Raw genomic sequence first — 23,207 nt, 5'->3', positions numbered from 1 at the left:
AGGGCATTCAGCGGCCATAAAAGCGCGGTTTGAGGCCGTCTTTAGCGCCGCATTGCCAACGCTGGCCGTTGCGTTAACAGCGTGTTAGAGCGATTGAGCTCTGACAAAGGCACGCCCACGTATTAGGCTTCAATGGCCTGTTTTTACGAGGAATGCCCCATGCGCTGCTTTAACCCCCCACGGCCCACCACACTGAGCCTGTTATTGGCATTGCTGCTGGTGCAGCCCTTGCAGGCCGAAGAAGGCGAAAACGCAGGCGCTGAGGCCGCCGTGGCAACACCCCGGGCGCCGTTGGCCGAGCGCAGCGAGCTGGACGCTACAGCACTGGAGCAGCAGCTCGCACCAAAGGAGCAACAGCAGTTACAGGCCGGCGATGAACAATTCCTCGCCCTCTGGCTGGCTGCTAATGTTGCCGAGCCCAGCGGCGTGGTGATTATTCTGCCGGGCGACGAGGAAAGCGCTGATTGGCCGCAAAGCGTTGGCCCTCTGCGCAGCAAATTGCCCAATGGCGGCTGGCACAGCCTCAGCCTAACCCTGCCCGATCCCAACAGCGACGCACCGCCCCTGCGCAGCGCCGCACCCGCCACTGACGTAACAACAGCCACAACAACAGCAGATGACACCGCCGAAGCTCCGGAAAAAACAGAGACGCCGGCAGAGGACAGCCCGGCCACAGCGGAAACGGCAGCGGCCACGGAGCCTCGCACCAGCCAGCTCGACAGCGCCGAAACAGCAGCAAATAAAGTGAAGAACATCGAGGAACAGCAAAAAGCCCATGCCGAGCGTGTATTGGCACGTATCGAGTCTGCCATCGGCTTTGCCGAACAGCAGCAGGCCAAGACCATCGTCCTCCTCGGTCATGGCAGTGGCGCTTACTGGGCCGCGCGCTACCTGGCCGAACGCAAGCCAGCCAATATTCAGAATCTGCTACTGGTCGCCGCACAATTGCCCGCGGGCTATACCCCGCCACTGGATGAGCTGATCCCGCAACTGCAGCTGGCCACTGGCGACTTTTATTACAAGGACCTCACTGCTGACCGGCAGGCTGCGCTCAAACGCTCGCAAGCCAGTAAACGGCAAAAGCACCCCACTTATACCCAGATCGCCATGAAGGCCCTACCGGGCAACCGCGAAGCCGAGCAGGAACAACTCTACCGCCGCATCCGGGGTTGGCTCACGCTCAAGCTGCAGACTCAATAACCCCTAGCGAAACCCATGACGCTGACGCACCAGGGCATAAGCCTGGTGCAGCTCGCGCGTGCGCTCGGTGGCCTCACGTATGCGCTCTGGCGAAGCGTTGCTGCCCGCCAACTTGTCGGGGTGATGACGGCTGAGTAACCGCCGGTAGGCTTGTTTGATGTGTGCCGGCTCGGCATCGGCACTGACATTCAACAGATTCAGGGCACGCTGATAGGCACTGCTGGCCGTAGGCGCCACCGATGCCTGTTGCGGCGCGTAGGCATCACTGAACTGCGCCTGAGCCGCCGACGAGACCTGCAACCACTTCCCCCACAACATGATCAGCTCACGCTCAGCCTGGCTAACCTGGCCGTCGGCCCACGCCATGCGCCAGCACGCGCGCAGCAGGGTTTCAGCCCGCGGCTGCTGACGGCGCAGCGGGCCACGCAAACTGTCGCGCCCGGTTTTACCTTGGGCAAAGGCCGCAATGGCCTGGCGCTGTCCTTCTGCAGTCAATGTCATTCGCTGCATTTCCGCCTGCGCCTGCTGGATATGCGCCGGTAGCACGCGCCCACCACTTTTGGCCAAGCGCCCCAGCATGACGAACACCAGCCACTCATCACTTGGCTCCGCCCGACCACCCAGACGCTCACGCAACGCCGCCCAAGAGTGCAGACGCAAACGCCGATCCAGCACTTGCCCCAGCAACCCACCCAGCAGCGCACCAGGAATACTCGCGAGCGCAAGCCCGGCAACCGCACCCAGTAACGTCGCAGGCCAAAGCATTTCAGTTACGCGCCGCAAGTAAGCGCTCGACGTCCGCCAGGCGCTCATGGGTGCCAACGTCCACCCAACAGCCCAAGAATTGCTCGCCACTGACCTGCCCATCCGCCATCGCTGACCGCAGCAGGGGCGCAAGCTTGAACGCCCCAGGCTGGCAATCCGCAAACAATGCCGGTGATAACACCGCCATACCGCTGTAGGTCAGGCTGTCTTGCGCAGCCTGAGCATCACTGACCTGGCCGTATTGCAGGCAGAAATCACCCCTGACGTGATGCCCTGGATTCTTAACCAAGACCAGATGAGCCAGCCCCGCCAGTGGGCGACGCAACTCGGCAAAGGGGTAATCGGTGAAGATATCGCCATTGATCAGCACAAACGGCTGATCGCCCAGCAACGGCAGCGCCTGAAAGATCCCGCCACCAGTTTCCAACGGCTCGCCTTCAGCGGAATAGGCAATGCGCACGCCAAAGCGGGCCCCGTCGCCCAGGTAATCCTCAATCTGCTGTCCCAGCCAGGCATGGTTGATCACCAGCTCGGTAAAGCCGGCCGCCGCCAACGCGCGCACGTGGTATTCAATTAGGGGCACACCGGCCGCGCGCACCAATGGCTTGGGTGTATGCAGGGTCAGCGGGCGCAGCCGCTCACCTTTACCGGCGGCCAGAATCATCGCTTTCATACAGGCTCACGCTTAAGACTGGCCAGCAGCTCACCTAATTCAGCCAACTCCGGCCGACGCGCCAGAACCGCCTCTATATAAGAGAAGAAGCGCGGCACATCCCCCAGGTACTTGGGCTTGCCATCGCGGTGGCAAATGCGCGCGAATATGCCGATCACCTTGAGGTGGCGCTGCACACCCATCAAGTCGCTGGCTCGCAGAAAATCATCCAGCACCGGCTGGACTGGTACACCCGCTTCACGCGCCTGCTGCCAATACTGCTCCAGCCAACTGCGCACGCGCGCCTCAGGCCAGCTGAGGAAGGCATCCTTGAACAAGCAGGTGACGTCATAGGTCACCGGACCGTAGACCGCATCCTGAAAATCCAGCACGCCGGGGTTGGGCTCGCTGAGCATCAGGTTGCGCGGCATATAGTCGCGATGCACCAGCACCTTGGGCTGCGCCAGGGCACTGTCAATCAGCAGCTGACTGGCGCGCTGCCACAGCGCCTGCTGCGGCTCGCTGAGCTCAACGCCCAAGTGGCGCTGCACATACCACTCAGGGAAGAGCTGCAGCTCGCGGCGCAGCAGCGCATCGTCGTAACTGGGCAGTGGCGTGGTCATCGGCAGTTGCTGAAATGCCAGCAGCGCATGCAGTGCATCGGCAAACAGCGCGTCCGCATTGCCTTCGTTGATCACATCCAGATAGGTTTGCCGGCCCAAGTCGTTGAGCAATAAAAAGCCTCGCTCAAGGTCAGCGGCAAGAATCTGCGGCACATTAAGCTGCGCCTCAGCCAACAAATACGCCACTTTGACAAAGGGCGCGCAGTCTTCTTGCGGCGGCGGTGCGTCCATCACAATCAAGCTGCGCCCAGCCCCCTGCCAGCGGAAATAACGACGGAAACTGGCGTCACTGCTCGCAGGAGTAAGCGTGGCGGTAGGCACAGCGCCCCAGCCGTGTTTATCAAACAGCCCAGGCAGCTGCTCATCCAGCCAGTTTTCGAGAAGTTTCAGGCGTACATCTTCATCAGGCATTACAAGGTCTCCGACGGCGCTAGCCGTTGCGCGGGTCATGCTTTATTATCCAGCATCTTTTCAAGCCCATCGAGAGGCGTGCGGCCTCAGGGCCCTTGGCGCGCAGGAAGCCCGGATAAAATAAGATGGCAGTAAAATACCCCGCGTTTCGTAAAAAATTCCCTCTACTGGTTACTGGCGGCCTTCTGGCGCTGCAACCTGTAGCCGTCCCTTTTGTCGTCGCTGCCGAGCAGTTTGATTGCCAGGTTTCCGCCACCGGCGGCTGGGCATGTGCCCCGAAAACCAGCAATGCTGCACTGCCAGCCCGACCAGTACAACGTGATTCGCTTGCCAGCAGCAAAGCGGGTGAAGGCGCCACTGAAGCATCACAGGGGAAAACCGCGCAAGCGACCCTGGTGACTGAAAGCCGTGGCAAAGGTTTAGCCTCACGCAGTACTGATTACAGCCATCTGGACTGGGTGCCGCGTGAAAACCTCAGCGCCGCCCAACTGGCTGAGGCCGGCCCTTACTGCGCAGGCGCGTACGTAGAACCGACGCGTCCTGGCATGAATGACACGACGCCCATGTCTGAAGCGCCGATGTTTGTTTCGGCCAAAGCCTCGCGCTATGAGCAGGAAGAGCAAGTCGCCACCCTCGCGGGTGATGTAGTCGTGCGTCAGGCCGGCATGCAAGTTGAGGCCGATGAAGCCAACCTGCGCCAGGCGGAAAACCGCGGCGAACTGATTGGCAATGTGCGTTTGCGTGATCAGGGCATGCTGGTGGTGGGTGACCGCGCCGAGCTGCAACTGGACAACGGCGAAGCCAAAGTCGATAACGCCGAATACGTGCTGCACAAGAGCCACATCCGCGGTAATGCGCTCTACGCCAAGCGCGAAGAAAGCGCCATTATTCGCCTGAAAGACGGCACCTACACCAGCTGCGAACCGGGCAGCAACGCCTGGCACCTGAAGGGTAATAACATCACCCTCAACCCCGCTACCGGTTTCGGCACCGCGACCAACGTCACCCTGCGGGTGAAGAATATTCCGGTGTTTTACACACCTTATATCTACTTCCCGATTGATGACCGTCGCCAGTCCGGCTTCCTGCCGCCGAGCATCGGCAGCTCAAGTGACAACGGCCTGACCCTGCAAACGCCTTACTACTTCAACTTGGCGCCGAACTACGACGCCACGTTGTACCCAACCTATATGACTGATCGCGGCTTGCTGATGGAGGGCGAATTCCGCTACCTGACCAAGAACAGCGAAGGCCAGGTTGGCGGCGCTTACCTCGATGACAGCAACAATGATCGCAAAGAGCAGTCGGAGTACAAAGACCAGCGCTGGATGTACAGCTGGCAGCATACGCAGGGGTTCAACGATCGCCTGCTGGCTGAAGTCGACTACACCGACATCAGCGACCCGTACTACTTCCAGGACCTGAGTACCGACCTGGGCATTGGCTCCACCAGCTATGTCGATCAGCGCGGCACCCTGACGTATCGCGGTAACAGCTACACCGCACGCCTGAATGCACACGCCTACGAACTGGCCAACATCACCGATATCACCCCGTATAACCGTCTGCCGCAGCTGACCCTGGATGGCGTGCTGCCGTTCAACCCCGCCGGGATGAGTTTCAGCTACGGCACGGAATATGTACGTTTTGACCGCAGCTTGCGTAGGGGTCAGTTTTCCGATGAAAACGGCTTTAAGGCCGACTGGTATGACGAGAACCTCAGCGGTCTAGCCCGTGCCAACGGCGAGCGTCTGCACGTTGAACCCGCTATTAGTCTGCCGCTGAACTGGAGCTGGGGTTTCGTAACGCCTCAGATCAAGTACTTGCAGACCAACTACGACCTGAGCCTGGACGCCCAAGGTAAGAAAGACATCGCCGATGCCGAAGCAGGCACCTTCTTAGCTCAGCAGAGCACTGGCGGAAGCCAAAATCGTGGTGTCGGCATGTTTAGCCTGGACAGCGGCCTGTACTTTGACCGCAACACTCAGCTATTCGGCACTCAGTTCCGCCAAACGCTGGAGCCGCGCGCCTTTTACCTTTATGTGCCGGAAGAAGACCAAACCGATATTCCGGTTTTCGACACGGGTGAAAACACCTTCAGCTACTCCTCGCTGTGGCGTGAAAACCGCTTCTCCGGCAAGGATCGCATCGGTGACGAAAACAAACTGTCGCTGGGCGTAACCAGCCGCCTGATTGAAAGCAATGGGTTTGAACGTCAGCGCTTCAGCATCGGCCAGGCCTTCTACTTTGAAGACCGTCAGGTACAACTGCCCGGCATTGATTACCGCACCCGCGGTGATGCAAGCGCAGCGGTATCGCCTTATGCGCTTGAGTACCTCTATCGCTTTAACCGCGACTGGCGCTTTACCTCGGACTTCAATTGGGACCCGGACAGCAGCAGCACCCGCTCGGGCAGCGCGATGTTCCACTACCAGCCTGAAGACAACCCGAACAAGGTGGTTAACGCAGGCTATCGCTATCGCAATGACACCATCCGCTACGACCAAGACAGCGGTAACTGGGTCGTAGGCGGCGGTGATTATGGCACCCCAACACTGGATAACGGCTCGGCAAATCCTAACTACATCAAGGACTACTACAAGATCAGCCAGCACGATTTCTCGGTTATCTGGCCGGTCGTGCCGCAGTGGAACGTAATTTCACGCTGGCAGTATGACTACGGCCGTGACCGCACCCTGGAAGCCTTTGCCGGCTTCGAGTACGACAACTGCTGCTGGAAACTGCGCCTGATCAACCGCTATTGGATCGACTATGACGAAGTCAGCCTGAACCCGTCGCTGAACGACCAGGCGGATCGCGGCATCTTCCTGCAGATCGTACTCAAAGGTCTGGGCGGTGTAGTCGGTAATAAAGTTGAGTCTTTCCTCGACCAAGGCATTCAAGGTTATCGTGAACGTGAAGATCAAGCTTTCTGATTGCGTGCGCCCCCTGCTGTTGGGCGCGCTGTTTCTGGGTACTGCAGCACATGCTGAAGTGCAACCACTCAACCGCGTTGTAGCGATTGTCGATAACGATGTCGTGATGCAAAGCCAGCTCGATGCACGTTTGCGTGAAGTGCAGCAGACCATCGCTCAGCGCGGCGCGGCGGTGCCGCCCGCCAGCGTTCTCAGCCAGCAGGTGCTGGAACGCCTGATTATCGAGAACATCCAGCTGCAGATTGGCGAACGCTCCGGCATTCGCATTACTGACGAAGAGCTGAATCAGGCGATCGGCACCATTGCCCAGCGCAATGGTATGAACCTTGAGCAGTTCCGCGCAGCGTTGGCGGCGGACGGCTTGTCGTACACCGATGCGCGCGACCAAGTGCGCCGCGAGATGATCATCAGCCGTGTGCGTCAGCGCCGTGTGGCGGAGCGCATCCAGGTAACCGACCAGGAAGTGCAGAATTTCCTCGCCTCGGACTTGGGCAAGATGCAGCTCTCGGAAGAATTCCGCCTGGCCAACATCCTCGTACCCGTGACTGAAGGCGCCTCCCCGGAGGAGATTCAGGCTGCAGACCGCAAGGCTCGCGATCTATATCAGCAGCTGCAACAAGGTGCTGACTTCGCTCAACTGGCCATCGCCAACTCAGCCAGTGAAACTGCGCTGGAAGGCGGCGAAATGGGCTGGCGTAAAGCTGGGCAACTGCCTCCGCCTTTCGACACCATGCTTAGCGCATTGTCAGTTGGCCAGGTGACGGAGCCCATGCGCACCCCAGGCGGCTTTATCATGATCAAGCTACTGGAAAAACGCGGCGGCGACAGCCAGGTGCGTGATGAAGTCAATGTTCGTCACATTCTGATCAAGCCCAGCGAAATCCGTAGCGAAGCCGAAACCAAGCGCCTCGTTGAGCGCCTGTACCAGCGCATCCTGGCCGGCGAAGACTTTAGTGAGCTGGCGAAGAACTTCTCCGAAGACCCGGGCTCAGCGCTGAATGGCGGTACATTGAGCTGGATCGACCCGAATGTATTGGTGCCTGAGTTTCGCGAGGTGATGAACAACACGCCGGCTGGCGAGTTGTCCAAACCGTTCAAGAGCCCTTACGGCTGGCATGTGCTGGAAGTTATGGGCCGCCGCGCCACTGACAGCAGCGCCCAGTACCGCGAGCAGCAGGCGATGGCCGTCCTGCGTAACCGCAAGTACGATGAAGAACTGCAAGCCTGGCTGCGCCAGATCCGTGATGAAGCCTACGTCGAGATCAAACTCTGACAGACTAGGCGCACGCCATACTGACGGACGCAACATACTAAGCCCGGCTCATGCACACGCATAGCCGGGCTTTTTAATGCTCAACTAGCAACGCCTGCACCTCTAACTGACGCACCAACCGAGTTGGCGCCTAACCGAGAACTTGCCGATGACCGCCGCCCGTCTTTTCGCACTCACCCCCGGAGAACCCGCCGGTATAGGCCCGGACCTATGCCTGCTGCTGGCACAAGAAGCACAGCCGCACGCACTTGTCGCCATCGCCAGCCTCGATCTGCTGGCCGAGCGCGCCCAGTTGCTTGGGCTAACCATTCAGCTGATCCGCGTCGAGCCAGAATCATGGCCAAGCCAGGCCGCACCGGCGGGCAGCCTGTATGTGTGGGATACCCCGCTGGCCGCCCCCGTAGAGCCCGGCAGGCTGGACGCCCGCAACGCAGACTACGTACTGCAAACGCTCACCCGCGCGGGCCAGGGCTGCCTCGACGGTCACTTTGCCGGGATGATTACCGCACCGGTGCACAAGGGGGTGATCAACGAAGCCGGGATCGCCTTTTCCGGGCACACCGAATTTCTCGCCGAGCTGACCCACACCGAGCAGGTGGTGATGATGCTGGCGACCCACGGCCTACGTGTGGCACTGGTAACCACCCACCTCCCCCTGCGAGAAGTGGCCGACGCCATTACCCCTGAACGCCTGAGCCGGGTCACGCGCATTCTCGATCATGACCTGCGCACGAAATTCGGTATCGCTCACCCGCGCATCCTGGTCTGTGGTCTCAACCCGCATGCCGGCGAAGGGGGCCACCTGGGTCGCGAAGAAATTGAAATCATCGAACCCACCCTGCAACAGCTGCGCAACGAAGGTATCAATCTGATCGGCCCATTACCGGCCGACACTCTGTTTACCCCCAAGCACCTTGAGCAAAGCGACGCGGTGCTGGCGATGTACCACGACCAGGGCCTGCCAGTGCTCAAATACAAAGGCTTTGGCGCGGCGGTGAACATCACCCTAGGCTTACCAATCATCCGCACCTCGGTGGACCACGGCACCGCGCTGGACCTGGCTGGCAGCGGCAAAATCGACAGCGGTAGCCTGCAGGTCGCCCTGCACACCGCGTATGCCATGGCTGCCAGCCAGGTGAAAAGCCGCTGACCGCTAAGCCCGGCAGCGGCGTACGCGGCCAATGCTGTTAAACTGCCTGGCTTTCTACCCGCGTTACATTCGCTTCAAGCCTCTGGGTTGAAGCCTGGAGCTGCTGCATGTCCGAATACCAACACCGCGCGCGCAAGCGTTTTGGCCAGAACTTCCTGCATGATGCGGGGGTGATTCACCGTATTTTGCGCGCCATTCACGCCCGCGAGGGCGAGCACATGCTGGAAATTGGCCCAGGCCAAGGTGCGCTGACGGAAGGCCTGCTGAACAGCGGCGCGCAGCTCGACGTTATTGAACTCGACCGTGATTTAGTGCCGATCCTGCAGCATCAGTTCGGCGCCAACCCGCGTTTTCGCCTGAACCAAGGCGACGCCCTCAAGTTCAACTTCAACCAATTACAGGCTGCCCCTCGCAGCCTGCGTGTGGTCGGTAACCTGCCGTACAACATCTCCACACCATTGATCTTCCACCTGCTGAGCAATGCCGCGCTGATTCGCGACATGCACTTTATGCTGCAGAAGGAAGTGGTTGAGCGCATGGCAGCAGTGCCCGGCGGTGGCGATTGGGGTCGCCTGTCGATCATGGTGCAGTACCACTGCCGCGTGGAGCATCTGTTCAATGTCGGCCCCGGCGCGTTCAATCCGCCGCCGAAAGTCGATTCAGCAATCGTTCGCCTGGTGCCGCACGAAGTGCTGCCACACCCAGCCAAAGACCACCACCTACTTGAGCGTGTGGTGCGCGAAGCCTTCAACCAACGGCGCAAGACCTTGCGCAACACGCTGAAGAATTTACTGGCCGCTGATGCCATTGAAGCCGCCGGAGTGGATGGTAGCCTGCGCCCTGAACAACTGGACCTGGCGGCGTTTGTACGCCTGGCGGACAAACTGGCCGAGCAACCTAGCGCCGAATAACCGTGGCTAAACTGGTTTTCTGCCCACCGAGTTAATGACCCATGAGCGATTCGCGCTACCACATCGACGTCAGCGTCGTTGCCCGCTACCTGCCGGAGCAATCGCAGCCGGAGCAGAGCCGCTTTGCCTTCGCTTACACCGTCACGGTGAGCAACAACGGTGAGCTACCGGCCAAACTGCTCTCGCGGCACTGGGTGATTACCGATGGCGACGGCCGCGTGCAGGAAGTGCGCGGCGCGGGCGTGATCGGCCAACAACCACTGATCGACGTGGGCGCCAGCCACACCTACAGCAGTGGCACAGTGATGAGCACGCGGGTCGGCATCATGCAGGGCAGTTATCAGATGCTCGCCGACGACGGCAAACGTTTTGATGCCGTCATCGCGCCCTTCCGCCTTGCGGTGCCGGGCTCGCTGCACTGATGGCCACTTATGCAGTCGGCGACGTGCAAGGGTGCCTGAAACCTCTGCAATGCCTGCTTGAGCGCGTGGCTTTTGATCCCGCGCAGGACACGTTGTGGCTGGTCGGAGACTTGGTCAATCGCGGCCCCGAATCCTTAGCAACGCTGCGGTTTCTCTACAGCATCCGCGAGGCGTTGGTATGCGTGCTGGGCAATCACGATCTGCACCTGCTGGCTGCAGCACACAATATTGGGCGACTGAAAAAAGGCGACACCCTGCGCGAGATCATCGACGCGCCGGATGCCGCCGACCTGCTCGACTGGCTGCGTCGACAAAAGCTTTTGCATTATGACGAGGCCCGTAAAACCGCCCTGGTACATGCCGGCATTCCACCGCAGTGGAACATGGGCAAAGCACTTAAGCGCGCCGCCGAAGTCGAGGCGGTTCTGCGTGACGACGTGCGCCTGCCCTTGTTTCTCGATGGCATGTACGGCAACGAGCCGGATAAGTGGAATGGCGACCTGCACGGCGTCACCCGCCTACGGGTCATTACCAACTACTTCACTCGCATGCGCTTCTGCAAAGCCGATGGCACCCTCGACCTGAAAAGCAAAGAAGGCGTCGGCAGCGCCCCACCGGGCTACGCACCGTGGTTCAGCTACAAGCAGCGTAAAACTCGCGGCCAGCGCATTATTTTCGGCCACTGGGCGGCGCTTGAAGGGCAATGCCAGGAACCAGAGGTAGTAGCCCTGGATACTGGCTGTGTGTGGGGCGCCAGCATGACCCTGATGAATATCGATAGCGGCGAGAAATACAGCTGCGACTGTAAGGAGCAAGCATGAGCGAATTCAAACGCATCCCCCCCGAGCAGGCTCAGGCCTTGCGCCAACAAGGCGCAGTGGTGGTCGACATCCGCGACCCACAAAGCTTTGCTGCCGGTCATATCAGTGGTGCCCAGCACCTCGACAACCACTCGCTGCACAGCTTCATCACCCAGGCCGATCTCGACGCGCCGCTGATCGTTGCCTGCTACCACGGCAACTCCAGCCAGAGCGCGGCGGCCTATCTGGTCGGCCAGGGTTTCAGTGATGTCTACAGCCTCGACGGCGGTTTCGAGCTGTGGCGCGCGACCTTCCCTGAAGAAACAGCGCACACCGCCGAAGAATAATTTTTCCACCGCCCAGGCCGCACCAGCAGCGGCCTGCCGGCCGCTGCCGACCAACGGTAATATCCTGTTATCGTTGCGCGCCCCTTGCCCCCGCCGAATCCGAACTATCCTTGAGCTCAGGCCATCCAAAACAAGGTAGAGCCGGCCAAACGGCATCGGGCCATCGGTATGACTTTTAGGTGTTCGGGGGTTTCAACCGGCTGCATTCGCACCGGAGCGACCAAGCACCTGACCGATCCCGCACCGGCTCTGCGCATCGAGCGAGGTGAAGTCATGAGCATTTTCAGCCACTTCCAACAACGTTTCGAAGCGACTCGCCAGGAGGAACTCTCCCTCCAGGAGTACCTCGAGCTGTGCAAGCAGGATCGCAGCGCCTATGCCTCAGCAGCTGAACGCCTGCTGCTGGCCATTGGCGAGCCTGAACTGCTCGACACCTCGACCGACCCTCGGCTGTCGCGCATCTTCTCCAACAAGGTGATCCGCCGCTACCCCGCCTTTGCCGACTTCCACGGCATGGAAGAGTGCATCGATCAGATCGTCTCCTACTTCCGCCATGCGGCTCAGGGCTTGGAAGAGAAGAAGCAGATCCTCTACCTGCTGGGTCCGGTGGGCGGCGGTAAGTCATCGCTGGCCGAGAAACTCAAGCACCTGATCGAGAAAGTACCGTTCTACGCGATCAAAGGCTCCCCGGTGTTTGAGTCGCCGCTAGGGCTGTTCAGCGACGCAGAAGACGGCGCCATTCTCGAAGAAGATTACGGTATCTCGCGGCGCTACCTGGGCAGCATCATGTCGCCGTGGGCCACCAAGCGCCTGCAGGAATTTGGCGGCGACATCAGCCAGTTCCGCGTGGTCAAACTCTATCCCTCGATCCTCAACCAGATTGCCGTGGCCAAGACCGAGCCGGGCGATGAAAACAACCAGGACATCTCCGCCCTCGTCGGTAAGGTGGATATTCGCAAGCTCGAGGAATACCCACAGAACGACGCTGACGCTTACAGCTACTCAGGTGCGCTGTGCCGGGCCAACCAGGGCCTGATGGAGTTTGTTGAGATGTTCAAGGCACCGATCAAGGTGCTGCACCCGTTGCTGACCGCTACCCAGGAAGGCAACTACAACAGCACCGAAGGCCTCGGGGCGATCCCCTACAGCGGCATCTTGCTGGCTCACTCCAACGAGTCGGAATGGCACAGCTTCCGCAACAACAAGAACAACGAGGCGTTCATCGACCGTATCTACATCGTCAAAGTGCCGTACTGCCTGCGCGTTTCTGACGAAATCAAGATCTACGACAAACTGCTGATCAACAGTTCGCTGTCCAAGGCCCACTGCGCCCCGGACACCCTGAAGATGCTCGCGCAGTTCACTGTGCTCAGCCGCCTGAAAGAGCCAGAAAACTCCAACGTTTACTCGAAGATGCGCGTCTACGACGGCGAAAATCTCAAGGACACCGATCCCAAAGCCAAATCTATTCAGGAGTACCGCGACAGCGCGGGCGTGGATGAAGGCATGAACGGCCTGTCGACCCGCTTCGCCTTCAAGATCCTCTCCAAGGTGTTCAACTTTGATCCGCACGAGATCGCGGCCAATCCGGTGCACCTGCTGTACGTGCTGGAACAGCAGATCGAGCAGGAGCAATTCCCCGCCGAAACCCGCGAGCGTTACCTGCGCTTTATCAAGGAATACCTGGCGCCGCGCTACATCGAGTTTATTGGCAAGGAAATCCAAACCGCTTACCTGGAGTCCTACAGCGAATACGGGCAGAACATCTTCGACCGCTACGTGCTGTACGCCGATTTCTGGATTCAGGATCAGGAATACCGCGACCCGGAAACTGGCGAGATCCTCAACCGCGTGGCCCTCAACGAGGAGTTGGAAAAGATCGAGAAACCGGCCGGCATCAGCAATCCGAAGGATTTCCGCAACGAGATCGTCAACTTCGTGCTGCGCGCCCGTGCCAACAACAATGGCAAAAACCCGACCTGGCTCAGCTACGAAAAACTGCGCGTGGTGATCGAGAAGAAGATGTTCTCCAACACCGAGGATCTGCTGCCGGTCATCAGCTTCAACGCCAAAGCGAGCAAGGAGGATCAACAGAAACACAACGACTTCGTCACTCGCATGGTCGAGCGCGGTTACACCGACAAGCAGGTACGCCTGCTGTCCGAGTGGTACCTGCGGGTTCGTAAATCGCAATAACGCAGCCTGACGCGACAGGCTGCCAGCCAGCGCAGGGCGCGCGAAAAAACGCCGCCCTGTAGTGGCTGGGCCTGATGTCTGCAGTGCACGGAGGGCAGTTATGAGCCATGTGATCGACCGCCGCCTGAACGGCAAAAACAAGAGCACGGTAAACCGTCAGCGCTTCCTGCGGCGTTACCGCGACCATATCAAGAAGGCCGTGGAAGAAGCGGTCAGCCGCCGCTCCATTACTGACATGGAACACGGCGAACAAATCAGCATCCCCGGCCGCGATATCGACGAACCTGTGCTGCACCACGGTCGTGGCGGCCGCCAGACTACGGTGCACCCCGGTAACCGCGAATTCACCACCGGCGAGAAAATTGCCCGCCCTCAAGGCGGTGGCAGCGGCCAAGGTGCCGGCAAGGCGAGCAATTCCGGCGAAGGCATGGACGAGTTCGTCTTCCAGATCACCCAGGAAGAATTCCTCGACTTTATGTTCGAGGACCTCGAACTGCCCAACCTGATCAAACGCCACCTGACCGGCAGCGACACCTTCAAAAGTGTGCGTGCCGGCATCAGCAATGAAGGCAACCCGTCGCGCATCAACATCGTGCGCACCCTGCGTTCGGCCCATGCTCGGCGCATTGCCCTGTCCGGCAGCAGCCGCAACAAGCTCAAGAGCGCTCAGGCTGAACTGGAACGCCTGAAGCTGGAGCAACCGGACAACCTGGGCGATATCCAAGCGTTGGAAGAAGAAGTCGGCAAACTGCGTGCGCGGATCAAGCGCATCCCCTTCCTCGACACCTTCGACCTCAAATACAACCTGTTGGTCAAACAGCCTAACCCCAGCTCCAAGGCGGTGATGTTCTGCCTGATGGACGTTTCTGGTTCCATGACCCAGTCGACCAAGGACATCGCCAAGCGCTTCTTTATCCTGCTGTACCTGTTCCTCAAGCGGAACTACGAAAAAATCGACGTGGTGTTTATTCGCCACCACACCAGTGCCAAGGAGGTCGATGAGGAGGAGTTTTTCTATTCGCGCGAAACCGGCGGCACCATCGTTTCCAGTGCGCTCAAGTTGATGCACGAGGTCATGACCGAGCGCTACCCGATTAACGAATGGAATATCTACGCTGCCCAAGCCTCGGATGGCGATAACTGGAATGACGACTCACCCGTTTGCCGGGACCTGTTGATCAATCAGATCATGCCGCTTATGCAGTACTTCACCTACGTTGAGATCACCCCACGCGAACACCAGGCGCTGTGGTTCGAGTACGAGCAGGTGAGCGCGGCGTTCGCCGACACCTTCGCTCAGCAGCAACTGGTATCGGCTGGTGATATCTACCCAGTGTTCCGCGACCTGTTTCAGCGGAGGCTCGCCACATGACCAAGACTCAAAACAAAAGACGCCAGCCCATTTCCACCGGCTCTGAGTGGACCTTCGAGCTGATCGGCCAGTACGACCGCGAAATCGGCCGACTTGCCGAACGTTATGCCCTGGACACCTACCCAAACCAGATCGAGGTGATCACCGCCGAGCAGATGATGGACGCCTACGCATCGGTCGGTATGCCGCTGGGTTACCACCACTGGTCTTACGGCAAGCACTTCCTCAGCACCGAGAAAGGCTACAAACGCGGGCAGATGGGGCTGGCCTACGAGATCGTGATCAACTCCGACCCCTGCATCGCCTACCTGATGGAAGAGAACACCATCTGCATGCAGGCCCTAGTGATCGCCCATGCCTGCTACGGCCATAACAGCTTCTTCAAGGGCAACTACCTGTTCCGCACCTGGACCGACGCCAGCTCGATCATCGACTACCTGGTGTTCGCCAAGCAATACATCATGCAATGCGAAGAACGCCACGGCATCGACGCGGTGGAGGACCTGCTCGACTCTTGCCACGCCCTGATGAACTACGGCGTCGACCGCTACAAACGCCCCTATCCGATTTCCGCCGAGGAAGAACGGCGGCGCATGAAGGACCGCGAAGAACACCTGCAGAAGCAGATCAACGACCTTTGGCGCACCATCCCGAAAAACGCCAGCAAAGGCGGCGACAAGGACAGCAAGCGTTTCCCCGCAGAACCACAGGAAAACATCCTGTATTTCCTCGAGAAGCACGCGCCGCTGCTGGAGCCCTGGCAGCGCGAGATCATCCGCATCGTGCGCAAGATCGCTCAGTACTTCTACCCGCAGCGCCAAACCCAGGTGATGAACGAAGGCTGGGCGACCTTCTGGCACTACACCCTGATGAACGACCTGTACGACGAAGGCCTGGTGACCGAAGGTTTTATGATGGAATTCCTGCAGTCGCACACCAGCGTGGTCTACCAGCCGTCGTTCGACAGCCCCTACTACAGCGGCATCAACCCCTACGCGCTGGGCTTTGCCATGTACCGCGACATCCGCCGCATCTGTGAAGAGCCGACGGAAGAAGATCGCCGCTGGTTCCCAGAAATTGCCGGCAGTGACTGGCTGAGTACCCTGAAGTTCGCCATGAACAGCTTCAAGGACGAGAGCTTTATCCTGCAGTACCTGTCACCCAAGGTGATCCGCGACCTTAAGCTGTTCAGCATTCTCGATGACGACCAGAAAGACGAGCTGTATGTCCCAGCGATCCACGATGAGCCCGGCTACCAGCAGATTCGCGAAACCCTCGCGGCGCAATACAACCTGGGCAACCGCGAACCCAATGTGCAGATCTGGAGCATCGACCGCCGCGGTGATCGCTCGTTGACCCTACGCCACCAGCAACACGACCGTAAGCCACTGGGTAATTCGACCGAAGACGTACTCAAGCACCTGCATCGCCTATGGGGGTTCACTATCCACCTGGAGATGTACCAGGGCGATCAACTGATCGGCAGCCAACACGTGCCGCCCAAGCCTGAGCACGACAGTGACTACGCACGCCTTGACCTGATGATCCCCCCCATTTAATTGCTGATGGGCCTTCATGGCGCTTAGCTGGGCGCCTTGGCGGACTCGACTACGTGCACTAACCAGACAGCTGCGCTGCCCAGCCGTTATGCTTTGCGCTTAAACAGGCCACCAGTGCGGCCGCGAACGAGATGGGAACAGCCCTTAAGCATGCGGATTTATAAAGTGGGCGGCGCAGTACGCGACCGCTTGTTAAACAGAAGCATTAGCGAAATTGACTGGGTAGTGGTCGGCGCCAGCGCCGAGAAGATGCTTGAGCTGGGCTACCGCCCGGTAGGTGCGGACTTCCCGGTGTTTCTGCACCCACAAACCGGTGAGGAATATGCCCTGGCACGTACCGAGCGTAAAAGCGGACGCGGCTATGGCGGCTTCACCTTCTTCGCCAGCCCAGACGTAACACTGGAAGAAGACCTGATCCGCCGCGACCTGACCGTCAACGCCATGGCCGAAGACGAGCAAGGCAACCTGATTGATCCCTATGGCGGCCAGCGTGACCTCGAAGCCAAGCTGCTGCGTCATGTATCCCCCGCCTTTGCTGAAGACCCACTGCGCGTGTTGCGGGTGGCGCGTTTCGCTGCCCGTTACGCGCCCCTCGGCTTCAGCGTCGCACCTGAAACCTTGGCGCTGATGCGTGAATTGAGCGAGTCCGGCGAACTAACCGCACTCACGCCCGAACGCAGCTGGAAGGAAATCTCCCGCGCCCTGATGGAGCCCCGCCCGGATGTATTTATCCAAGTGCTGCGCGACTGCGGTGCATTACAGGTGCTATTGCCTGAGGTGGACTGCCTGTTCGGCATTCCCCAGCCGCCCAGCCATCACCCAGAAATCGATACCGGCGCACACGTACTCAGCGTGCTGCGCCAATGCGCCGAGCACCAACAACCGCTGACAGTGCGCTGGGCCTGCCTGCTGCATGATGTTGGCAAGGGCCTTACGCCTGAGGCCGAGTGGCCGCGGCATATCGCCCACGAGGTCAAAGGTGTGAAGCTGATCAGCGCGATCAACCAGCGCTGCAAGGCGCCCAAAGACTGCCAGGAGCTGGCCCGCCAGGTCGGCGAGTTCCACACCCACGGCCATCGCGCGTTGGAGCTGAAAGCCTCGACCTTGCTCAAGTTGTTGCAAGGCTTCGATGTATTCCGCCGACCGCAGCGCTTTGAGGAGTTTATTGCCGCTTGCGAAATGGATGCCCGCGGACGCCTTGGCCTGGAACAACGCGCCTACCCGCAAGCTGACTACCTGCGCGGCGCCATGCACGCGGCTCGCGCCGTGAGCGTGCAACCCCTGCTCGCGCAGGGCTTCAAGGGTGCGGAGCTCGGCGAAGCCTTAGACCGCGAGCGCCTGCAAGCGCTTAGCGCATACAAAGCACACCGCGCAGAGCAATCGGCGTAACGCCGCAGCGCTATGCGCCAGGATGCGCCAGGATCAACTCAGTGGGCGTCAGGGCTTGCTCGCGCCAGCTGAACGCTACGGGCCGCAAGTGCTGCGCAATCTGGGCCGCCTGCCATAACTCAGCAAAGCTGCGCTGCTGCGCCGGATGCAACACATCCGGCGCCAGCAGCGCCAGCGGCCAGAGCACAAAGGCATTCTTGAGGATCTCCGCACGCGGCAGAGTCAACCCACCAAAGTCACCGACCAGATCGCCATACAGCAAAACATCGATGTCCAGCGGCAGGCCTTTACGGTCGGGTGCGTAGCGGCCGTTGTCGGCCTCGATACGCTTCAACCGGCGGTCCAACTCACCCAACGGCAGCGCACTGAAACCCACCACCACCAGATTGAAGAATGGCCCGCTCTTGATACCGACCGCCTCGCTTTCAAACACCGGCGAGCAGTGCATGCCGGTGAGTAAGCCGGCGAGCGCATCGAGGCCCGCCGCCAAGTGCGCCTCGCGCCCAACATTGCTCCCGAGGCCCAACAGAACGCGAGTTAGCGACATCCGCGCTCGATCTCCACACCAACCCCGCCACTGGCCGCAGGCACGGCGCCAGGTTTGGTCAGTTTGAGGCGCACCCAGGGGATCTGAAACTCAGCCATCAGCAACTCGACCAGACGCTCAGCAAAGGTCTCCACCAGGATAAATTGCGACTCACGCGCAAAAACCTGCACCCGCTCTGAGAGCTTGGCGTAATCCAGCGCTTTGTTCAGGTCATCACCGGCCGCAGCCGGACGATTATCCCACCCCAGATACAGGTCCACGCGCAAACACTGGCGAATAGTCCGCTCCCAGTCGTAGGCACCGATTACCGTATCGACTTCCAGACCCTCGATAAAAACTGTGTCCAAGCTCGCTCTCCGCGGCACGACAAGGCTGTCGCACCTAGTTAGACTCAGGGCTCCCTTGCCCGGAATGGATACCATGTTTTGGCTGTTAGCGACCCTCGCCTACCTGCTCGGCTCGTTGTCCTTTGCCATCCTGCTCAGCCGCCTCGCCGGTGGGCCGGACCCGCGCGCCAGTGGCTCGGGTAATCCTGGCGCCACCAATATGTTCCGGCTTGCCGGCAAACGTCTGGCCGTGCTGACGCTGATCGGCGACCTGCTCAAGGGCTTGCTGCCGGTACTGCTCGCCAAACTGGGCAACTTCAGCCTGCAGGAACAAGCCTGGATCGGCCTAGCAGCCATTATCGGCCACCTGTACCCGCTGTATTTCAACTTCCGAGGCGGTAAAGGCGTTGCCACGGCCGCCGGTATGCTGCTCGGTCTGTACCCACCGGCTGCCTTGCTAGCGCTGGGCGCTTGGTTACTGACGTTCATCCTCACGCGCACCAGCTCACTGGCCGCGTTAATTGCCACGCCATTAACCTTGCCCCTGCTAGCCTGGCAACAACCGGCCGTACTCTTGCCTGTTTGCACGCTGACCGGGCTGATCGTTTGGCGCCATCGCAGCAATTTACGCGATCTGTTCGCCGGCCGTGAGCGACATTTCTAAGCACGCAAGATGAGCAGCGCTCACGCCAGCCCAACCCCCTACAGTCACAGCGCGGGCAGTTGCTCCATCGGCCAACGGGCCTGCACCTTGATGCTTAAATCCTCATGCTGCCCCGCCAGCAAGCGCTGGCAGCCCGCATAGGCGATCATTGCGCCGTTATCCGTGCAGAACGCCGGGCGGGCATAGAACACCTCACCCTTCAGCTCGGCGAGCATCTTCTCTAACGACTGGCGCAGCGCCTGGTTGGCACTCACGCCACCAGCAATAACCAGGTTATTCAACCCTGTTTGTTTGAGCGCGCGCTTGCACTTGATGGTGAGGGTATCAACCACCGCCTGCTGGAATGCCAACGCGATGTCGCAGCGGGTTTGCTCAGCGGTGTCGCCGACAGCCTGGCACTGCTGCCAGGTATTCAGGGTGAAGGTTTTCAGGCCGCTGAAACTGAACTCCAAACCGGGGCGATCGGTCATCGGCCGCGGGAATTTAAAGCGCCCAGGCGTGCCGCTCAGCGCCAATTTGGCAATCTCTGGGCCACCGGGGTACTGCAAGCCCATCAGCTTGGCCGTCTTGTCGAAGGCCTCGCCTGCCGCATCATCCAGCGACTCGCCGAGCAGTTGGTACTGGCCAATACCGTCAACACGCACCAACTGGGTATGACCACCGGAAACCAACAACGCGACGAACGGAAAGGCTGGCGGCTGCTGTTCCAGCATCGGTGCCAGCAAGTGACCTTCCATGTGATGCACGCCAAGCGCCGGGATATTCCAGGCAAAAGCCAGCGCCTGGGCACAGGAAGCGCCCACTAACAGCGCGCCCACCAGGCCTGGACCTGCGGTGTAGGCGATGGCGTCGATGTCGGCGTTGCTTTTACCAGCCTCGCTGAGCACCTGACGGATCAGCGGCAGCATGCGTTTGACGTGGTCACGCGAGGCCAACTCCGGCACCACACCGCCATACACACGGTGCAAATCGATCTGGCTGAACAGCGCATCGGCCAGCAGACCCTGCTCGCTGTCGTAAAGCGCGACACCGGTTTCGTCGCAAGAGGTTTCCAATCCCAGAACCAGCATGGGCAGTGCCTTGTAGTAGTGTGTGCAACTTCGAAGGCGCGCATGATAATGGCGGCTGCTGCGTACCGGCCAGCGCTTTTCGATCAGAGGCTTTGCATTCCGCGTGATGAGGCGGTAACATCCGCAACCCTTAAAAACCTACGTTCTCCAGCGCCAAATGCCAGGAGTAACGTTACCCCCGGTAATAAAGAAGGTAAGCCCTGGATGCCAGCCGTCAAAGTTAAAGAGAACGAACCCTTCGACGTAGCTCTGCGTCGTTTCAAGCGCTCCTGCGAAAAAGCCGGTGTTCTGGCTGAAGTTCGCAGCCGTGAATTCTACGAAAAGCCGACTTCCGAGCGTAAGCGTAAAGCAGCAGCCGCTGTTAAGCGTCACGCTAAGAAAGTGCAGCGCGAGCAGCGCCGCAGCGTCCGCCTGTACTAATTAGTACAAGCAACGCCTGACACCCCGCCTAGGCAGGGTTTTGCTTTTAGACTCCGCGCACCCTCGGGTGATGACGGAGTCTTTTAGTTTTTGCTACACCTGTTCTGCCCGCGCGCATGACAGTACTCTGAGCGCCTATGGCCGGCCTGATCCCACAGTCTTTTATCGATGACCTGCTCAACCGCACCGACATCGTCGACGTGGTCGCCTCGCGCATCCAGCTGAAAAAAGCCGGTAAAAACTACACCGCCTGCTGCCCCTTCCATAAAGAAAAGACCCCCTCGTTTAGCGTCAGCCCAGACAAACAGTTCTACTACTGCTTTGGCTGCGGCGCCGGCGGCAATGCCCTGGGCTTTGTCATGGACCACGACCAACTGGACTTCCCCCAGGCAATCGAGGACCTGGCCAAGCGCGCCGGCATGGAAGTACCGCGCGAGGAAGGCGCACGCAACAAGCCGCGCCAACCCACCGACTCACCGCTTTACCCACTGCTGACTGCAGCCGCTGAGTTCTATAAGCAAGCACTAAAGGGCCACCCGCAGCGTAAAGCCGCGATTGACTACCTCAAGGGACGCGGCCTTTCCGGCGAAATCGCCCGCGACTTCGGCATGGGCTTCGCCCCACCCGGCTGGGACAACCTGCTCAAGCAGCTGGGCGGCGACAGCCTGCAACAAAAAGCCATGACTGACGCCGGCCTACTGATTGAGAACGCCGAAACCAAACGGGTTTACGACCGTTTTCGCGACCGCATCATGTTCCCCATCCGCGACAGCCGCGGCCGGGTAATCGCTTTCGGCGGCCGCGTGCTCGGCGATGAAAAGCCAAAATACCTGAACTCCCCGGAAACCCCGGTGTTCCACAAAGGTCAGGAACTCTACGGCCTGTTCGAGGCCCGCAAGCACAACCGCGACCTCGACGAAATTATGGTCGTCGAAGGCTATATGGACGTGATCGCCCTGGCCCAGCAAGGCCTGCGCAACGCCGTCGCCACCCTCGGCACCGCCACCAGCGAAGAACACCTCAAGCGTCTGTTTCGCGTGGTACCGAGCGTATTGTTCTGCTTCGATGGCGACGCCGCCGGTCGCAACGCCGCTTGGCGCGCACTGGAGGCAACACTATCAAGCCTGCAAGACGGCCGCCGCGCGCGCTTTCTGTTCCTGCCCGACGGCGAAGACCCGGACACCCTGGTTCGCAGCGAAGGCACCGACGCCTTCCGCGCCCGCATCAACCAGCACGCACAACCCCTGGCCGACTACTTTTTCCAGCAACTGAGTGAAGAAGCCGACCCGCGCTCACTGGAAGGCAAGGCGCACTTGATGACCCTGGCCGCACCGCTAATCGAAAAAATCCCAGGTAACAACCTGCGCGCCCTGATGCGCCAACGCCTGAGCGAAATCACCGGCTTATCCGGCGAAGCCCTGCAGCAGATGGCCCCCACCGCGCGCAGCAGCCAGTCGAATCCAAGCAACGCACCACCCAGCGACTACCCGGATTACCCCGAAATCCCCGACAGCGCCTATTACGACGTAGAGCCGAGCCGCAACGAATACGAAAACCCCAGCCCCAAAACCGAATTTGAGCGCAACAACAAAGGCAAAGGCAGCTGGAAGAAAGACGGCGGCAAGTGGAGCAAAAAGAGCCAGGGCGAATTCGCACCGCGCGCACCACGCACGGCAGTCAGTGTCGAATCACCACACCTGAGCGCCCTGCGCACGTTGCTGCACCACCCGCAACTGGCGCAAAAAGTTGAAGATGTCAGCCATTTCGCCGCAGAAGATGACACTTACGCACAGCTACTGGTGGCCCTACTTGGCGCACTGCAAAAGAACCCCAACCTGCGCTCACTGCAACTGATCGCCCGCTGGCACGGCACCGAACAGGGCCGCTTATTGCGCGCACTGGCGGAAAAGGAATGGTTAATTTCAGCCGACAACCTTGAACAACAGTTTTTCGACACTATAACTAGCCTTGTAGCCCGCCAACGTGAGCGCAGCCTGGAACATTTGCTGCGCAAAGCCCGTCAAAGTGAGCTAAGCGCAGAAGAGAAAGATCAACTGCGCAGCTTGCTGAGGCGCAATGAATCAATAGTAATCCCGAGCCCAACTGGCGCTTAGGGCTGTTACTCGGGTATAATCCGCGGCTTGTTTTTTGCCCGCCAAGACCTTCAGTGGATA

The 23,207-nt window shown here is 59.8% G+C and carries 21 protein-coding genes; 15 read left to right on the top strand and 6 right to left on the bottom strand.

Annotation, left to right across the window (positions count from 1 at the left end; all coding sequences use genetic code 11):
• Positions 1–159 precede the first annotated feature (159 nt).
• Positions 160–1,200 carry an alpha/beta hydrolase family protein gene (locus AC0J6G_RS18865; protein ID WP_475250389.1) on the top strand — a complete coding sequence of 347 codons (1,041 nt, stop codon included), beginning with the start codon at positions 160–162 and terminating at the stop codon, positions 1,198–1,200.
• 3 nt (positions 1,201–1,203) lie between these two features.
• Here AC0J6G_RS18865 and AC0J6G_RS18860 read toward each other — a convergent pair whose 3' ends face one another.
• The 3 genes from AC0J6G_RS18860 to AC0J6G_RS18850 are packed head-to-tail and all read right to left on the bottom strand — an operon-like array spanning position 1,204 to position 3,651.
• Positions 1,204–1,965: a DnaJ domain-containing protein gene (locus AC0J6G_RS18860; RefSeq protein ID WP_475250388.1), complete on the bottom strand. Its 762-nt coding sequence runs from the start codon at positions 1,963–1,965 to the stop codon at positions 1,204–1,206.
• A gap of 1 nt (position 1,966) precedes the next feature.
• Complete coding sequence (gene murU / locus AC0J6G_RS18855) at positions 1,967–2,638, bottom strand: N-acetylmuramate alpha-1-phosphate uridylyltransferase MurU (protein WP_475250387.1); 672 nt, start codon at positions 2,636–2,638, stop codon at positions 1,967–1,969.
• The gene (locus AC0J6G_RS18850) at positions 2,635–3,651 is read right to left on the bottom strand and encodes an aminoglycoside phosphotransferase family protein (protein WP_475250386.1); all 1,017 of its coding nucleotides are present in this window, start codon (positions 3,649–3,651) and stop codon (positions 2,635–2,637) included. Before AC0J6G_RS18850 ends, murU begins: the two co-directional genes overlap by 4 nt.
• Positions 3,652–3,776: 125 nt before the next feature.
• Between AC0J6G_RS18850 and AC0J6G_RS18845 the strand changes: the two genes are divergently transcribed.
• The 11 genes from AC0J6G_RS18845 to AC0J6G_RS18795 all read left to right on the top strand — a co-directional run bounded on the left by AC0J6G_RS18845 (position 3,777) and on the right by AC0J6G_RS18795 (position 18,006).
• Positions 3,777–6,587 carry an LPS-assembly protein LptD gene (locus AC0J6G_RS18845; RefSeq protein WP_475250385.1) on the top strand — a complete coding sequence of 937 codons (2,811 nt, stop codon included), beginning with the start codon at positions 3,777–3,779 and terminating at the stop codon, positions 6,585–6,587.
• Entirely contained in the window at positions 6,568–7,860 is a 1,293-nt protein-coding gene (locus tag AC0J6G_RS18840; RefSeq protein WP_475250384.1) for a peptidylprolyl isomerase, read from the top strand. Before AC0J6G_RS18845 ends, AC0J6G_RS18840 begins: the two co-directional genes overlap by 20 nt.
• 148 nt (positions 7,861–8,008) lie before the next feature.
• Positions 8,009–9,010: a 4-hydroxythreonine-4-phosphate dehydrogenase PdxA gene (gene pdxA, locus AC0J6G_RS18835; RefSeq protein WP_475250383.1), complete on the top strand. Its 1,002-nt coding sequence runs from the start codon at positions 8,009–8,011 to the stop codon at positions 9,008–9,010.
• A gap of 107 nt (positions 9,011–9,117) precedes the next feature.
• Positions 9,118–9,921 carry a 16S rRNA (adenine(1518)-N(6)/adenine(1519)-N(6))-dimethyltransferase RsmA gene (gene rsmA / locus AC0J6G_RS18830; protein ID WP_475250382.1) on the top strand — a complete coding sequence of 268 codons (804 nt, stop codon included), beginning with the start codon at positions 9,118–9,120 and terminating at the stop codon, positions 9,919–9,921.
• A gap of 41 nt (positions 9,922–9,962) precedes the next feature.
• Positions 9,963–10,343: a Co2+/Mg2+ efflux protein ApaG gene (gene apaG / locus AC0J6G_RS18825; RefSeq protein WP_475250381.1), complete on the top strand. Its 381-nt coding sequence runs from the start codon at positions 9,963–9,965 to the stop codon at positions 10,341–10,343.
• Positions 10,343–11,164 (top strand): symmetrical bis(5'-nucleosyl)-tetraphosphatase, encoded by an 822-nt coding sequence (locus tag AC0J6G_RS18820; protein ID WP_475250380.1) that lies wholly within the window; start codon positions 10,343–10,345, stop codon positions 11,162–11,164. The genes apaG and AC0J6G_RS18820 overlap by 1 nt, the downstream gene beginning before the upstream one ends.
• Positions 11,161–11,490 carry a thiosulfate sulfurtransferase GlpE gene (gene glpE / locus AC0J6G_RS18815; RefSeq protein ID WP_475250379.1) on the top strand — a complete coding sequence of 110 codons (330 nt, stop codon included), beginning with the start codon at positions 11,161–11,163 and terminating at the stop codon, positions 11,488–11,490. The genes AC0J6G_RS18820 and glpE overlap by 4 nt, the downstream gene beginning before the upstream one ends.
• Positions 11,491–11,763: 273 nt before the next feature.
• Positions 11,764–13,686 carry a PrkA family serine protein kinase gene (locus AC0J6G_RS18810; protein ID WP_475250378.1) on the top strand — a complete coding sequence of 641 codons (1,923 nt, stop codon included), beginning with the start codon at positions 11,764–11,766 and terminating at the stop codon, positions 13,684–13,686.
• A gap of 100 nt (positions 13,687–13,786) precedes the next feature.
• Positions 13,787–15,058, top strand: a complete 1,272-nt coding sequence (locus AC0J6G_RS18805; RefSeq protein WP_475250377.1) for a YeaH/YhbH family protein — start codon at positions 13,787–13,789, stop codon at positions 15,056–15,058.
• Entirely contained in the window at positions 15,055–16,617 is a 1,563-nt protein-coding gene (locus tag AC0J6G_RS18800; protein ID WP_475250376.1) for a SpoVR family protein, read from the top strand. The genes AC0J6G_RS18805 and AC0J6G_RS18800 overlap by 4 nt, the downstream gene beginning before the upstream one ends.
• A gap of 150 nt (positions 16,618–16,767) precedes the next feature.
• Positions 16,768–18,006, top strand: a complete 1,239-nt coding sequence (locus tag AC0J6G_RS18795) for a multifunctional CCA addition/repair protein (RefSeq protein ID WP_475250375.1) — start codon at positions 16,768–16,770, stop codon at positions 18,004–18,006.
• Positions 18,007–18,016: 10 nt separating this feature from the next.
• On the opposite strand, the gene folK is transcribed toward AC0J6G_RS18795, so the two are convergent.
• Together folK and folB are read right to left on the bottom strand one after the other, a co-directional pair.
• Positions 18,017–18,553, bottom strand: coding sequence for a 2-amino-4-hydroxy-6-hydroxymethyldihydropteridine diphosphokinase (folK, locus tag AC0J6G_RS18790; RefSeq protein WP_475250374.1), 537 nt, complete (start codon positions 18,551–18,553; stop codon positions 18,017–18,019).
• Positions 18,544–18,900, bottom strand: coding sequence for a dihydroneopterin aldolase (folB, locus tag AC0J6G_RS18785; RefSeq protein WP_475250373.1), 357 nt, complete (start codon positions 18,898–18,900; stop codon positions 18,544–18,546). Before folB ends, folK begins: the two co-directional genes overlap by 10 nt.
• A gap of 73 nt (positions 18,901–18,973) precedes the next feature.
• On the opposite strand from folB, the gene plsY reads away from it, so the two are divergent.
• Positions 18,974–19,543: a glycerol-3-phosphate 1-O-acyltransferase PlsY gene (plsY, locus tag AC0J6G_RS18780; protein WP_475250372.1), complete on the top strand. Its 570-nt coding sequence runs from the start codon at positions 18,974–18,976 to the stop codon at positions 19,541–19,543.
• A 44-nt stretch (positions 19,544–19,587) separates the two neighbouring features.
• On the opposite strand, the gene tsaD is transcribed toward plsY, so the two are convergent.
• Complete coding sequence (gene tsaD, locus AC0J6G_RS18775) at positions 19,588–20,613, bottom strand: tRNA (adenosine(37)-N6)-threonylcarbamoyltransferase complex transferase subunit TsaD (protein WP_475250369.1); 1,026 nt, start codon at positions 20,611–20,613, stop codon at positions 19,588–19,590.
• A 204-nt stretch (positions 20,614–20,817) separates the two neighbouring features.
• Here tsaD and rpsU point away from each other — a divergent pair, with 204 nt between their 5' ends.
• A complete protein-coding gene (gene rpsU, locus AC0J6G_RS18770) occupies positions 20,818–21,033 on the top strand; it encodes a 30S ribosomal protein S21 (RefSeq protein ID WP_003296736.1) in 216 nt (71 codons plus the stop codon).
• A 137-nt stretch (positions 21,034–21,170) separates the two neighbouring features.
• The gene (dnaG, locus tag AC0J6G_RS18765) at positions 21,171–23,147 is read left to right on the top strand and encodes a DNA primase (protein WP_475250366.1); all 1,977 of its coding nucleotides are present in this window, start codon (positions 21,171–21,173) and stop codon (positions 23,145–23,147) included.
• Positions 23,148–23,207: the final 60 nt, after the last annotated feature.

It is taken from the genome of Pseudomonas sp. TS_SC_3 (assembly GCF_056156225.1).
This window is presented reverse-complemented; position numbering and strand designations above follow the sequence as displayed.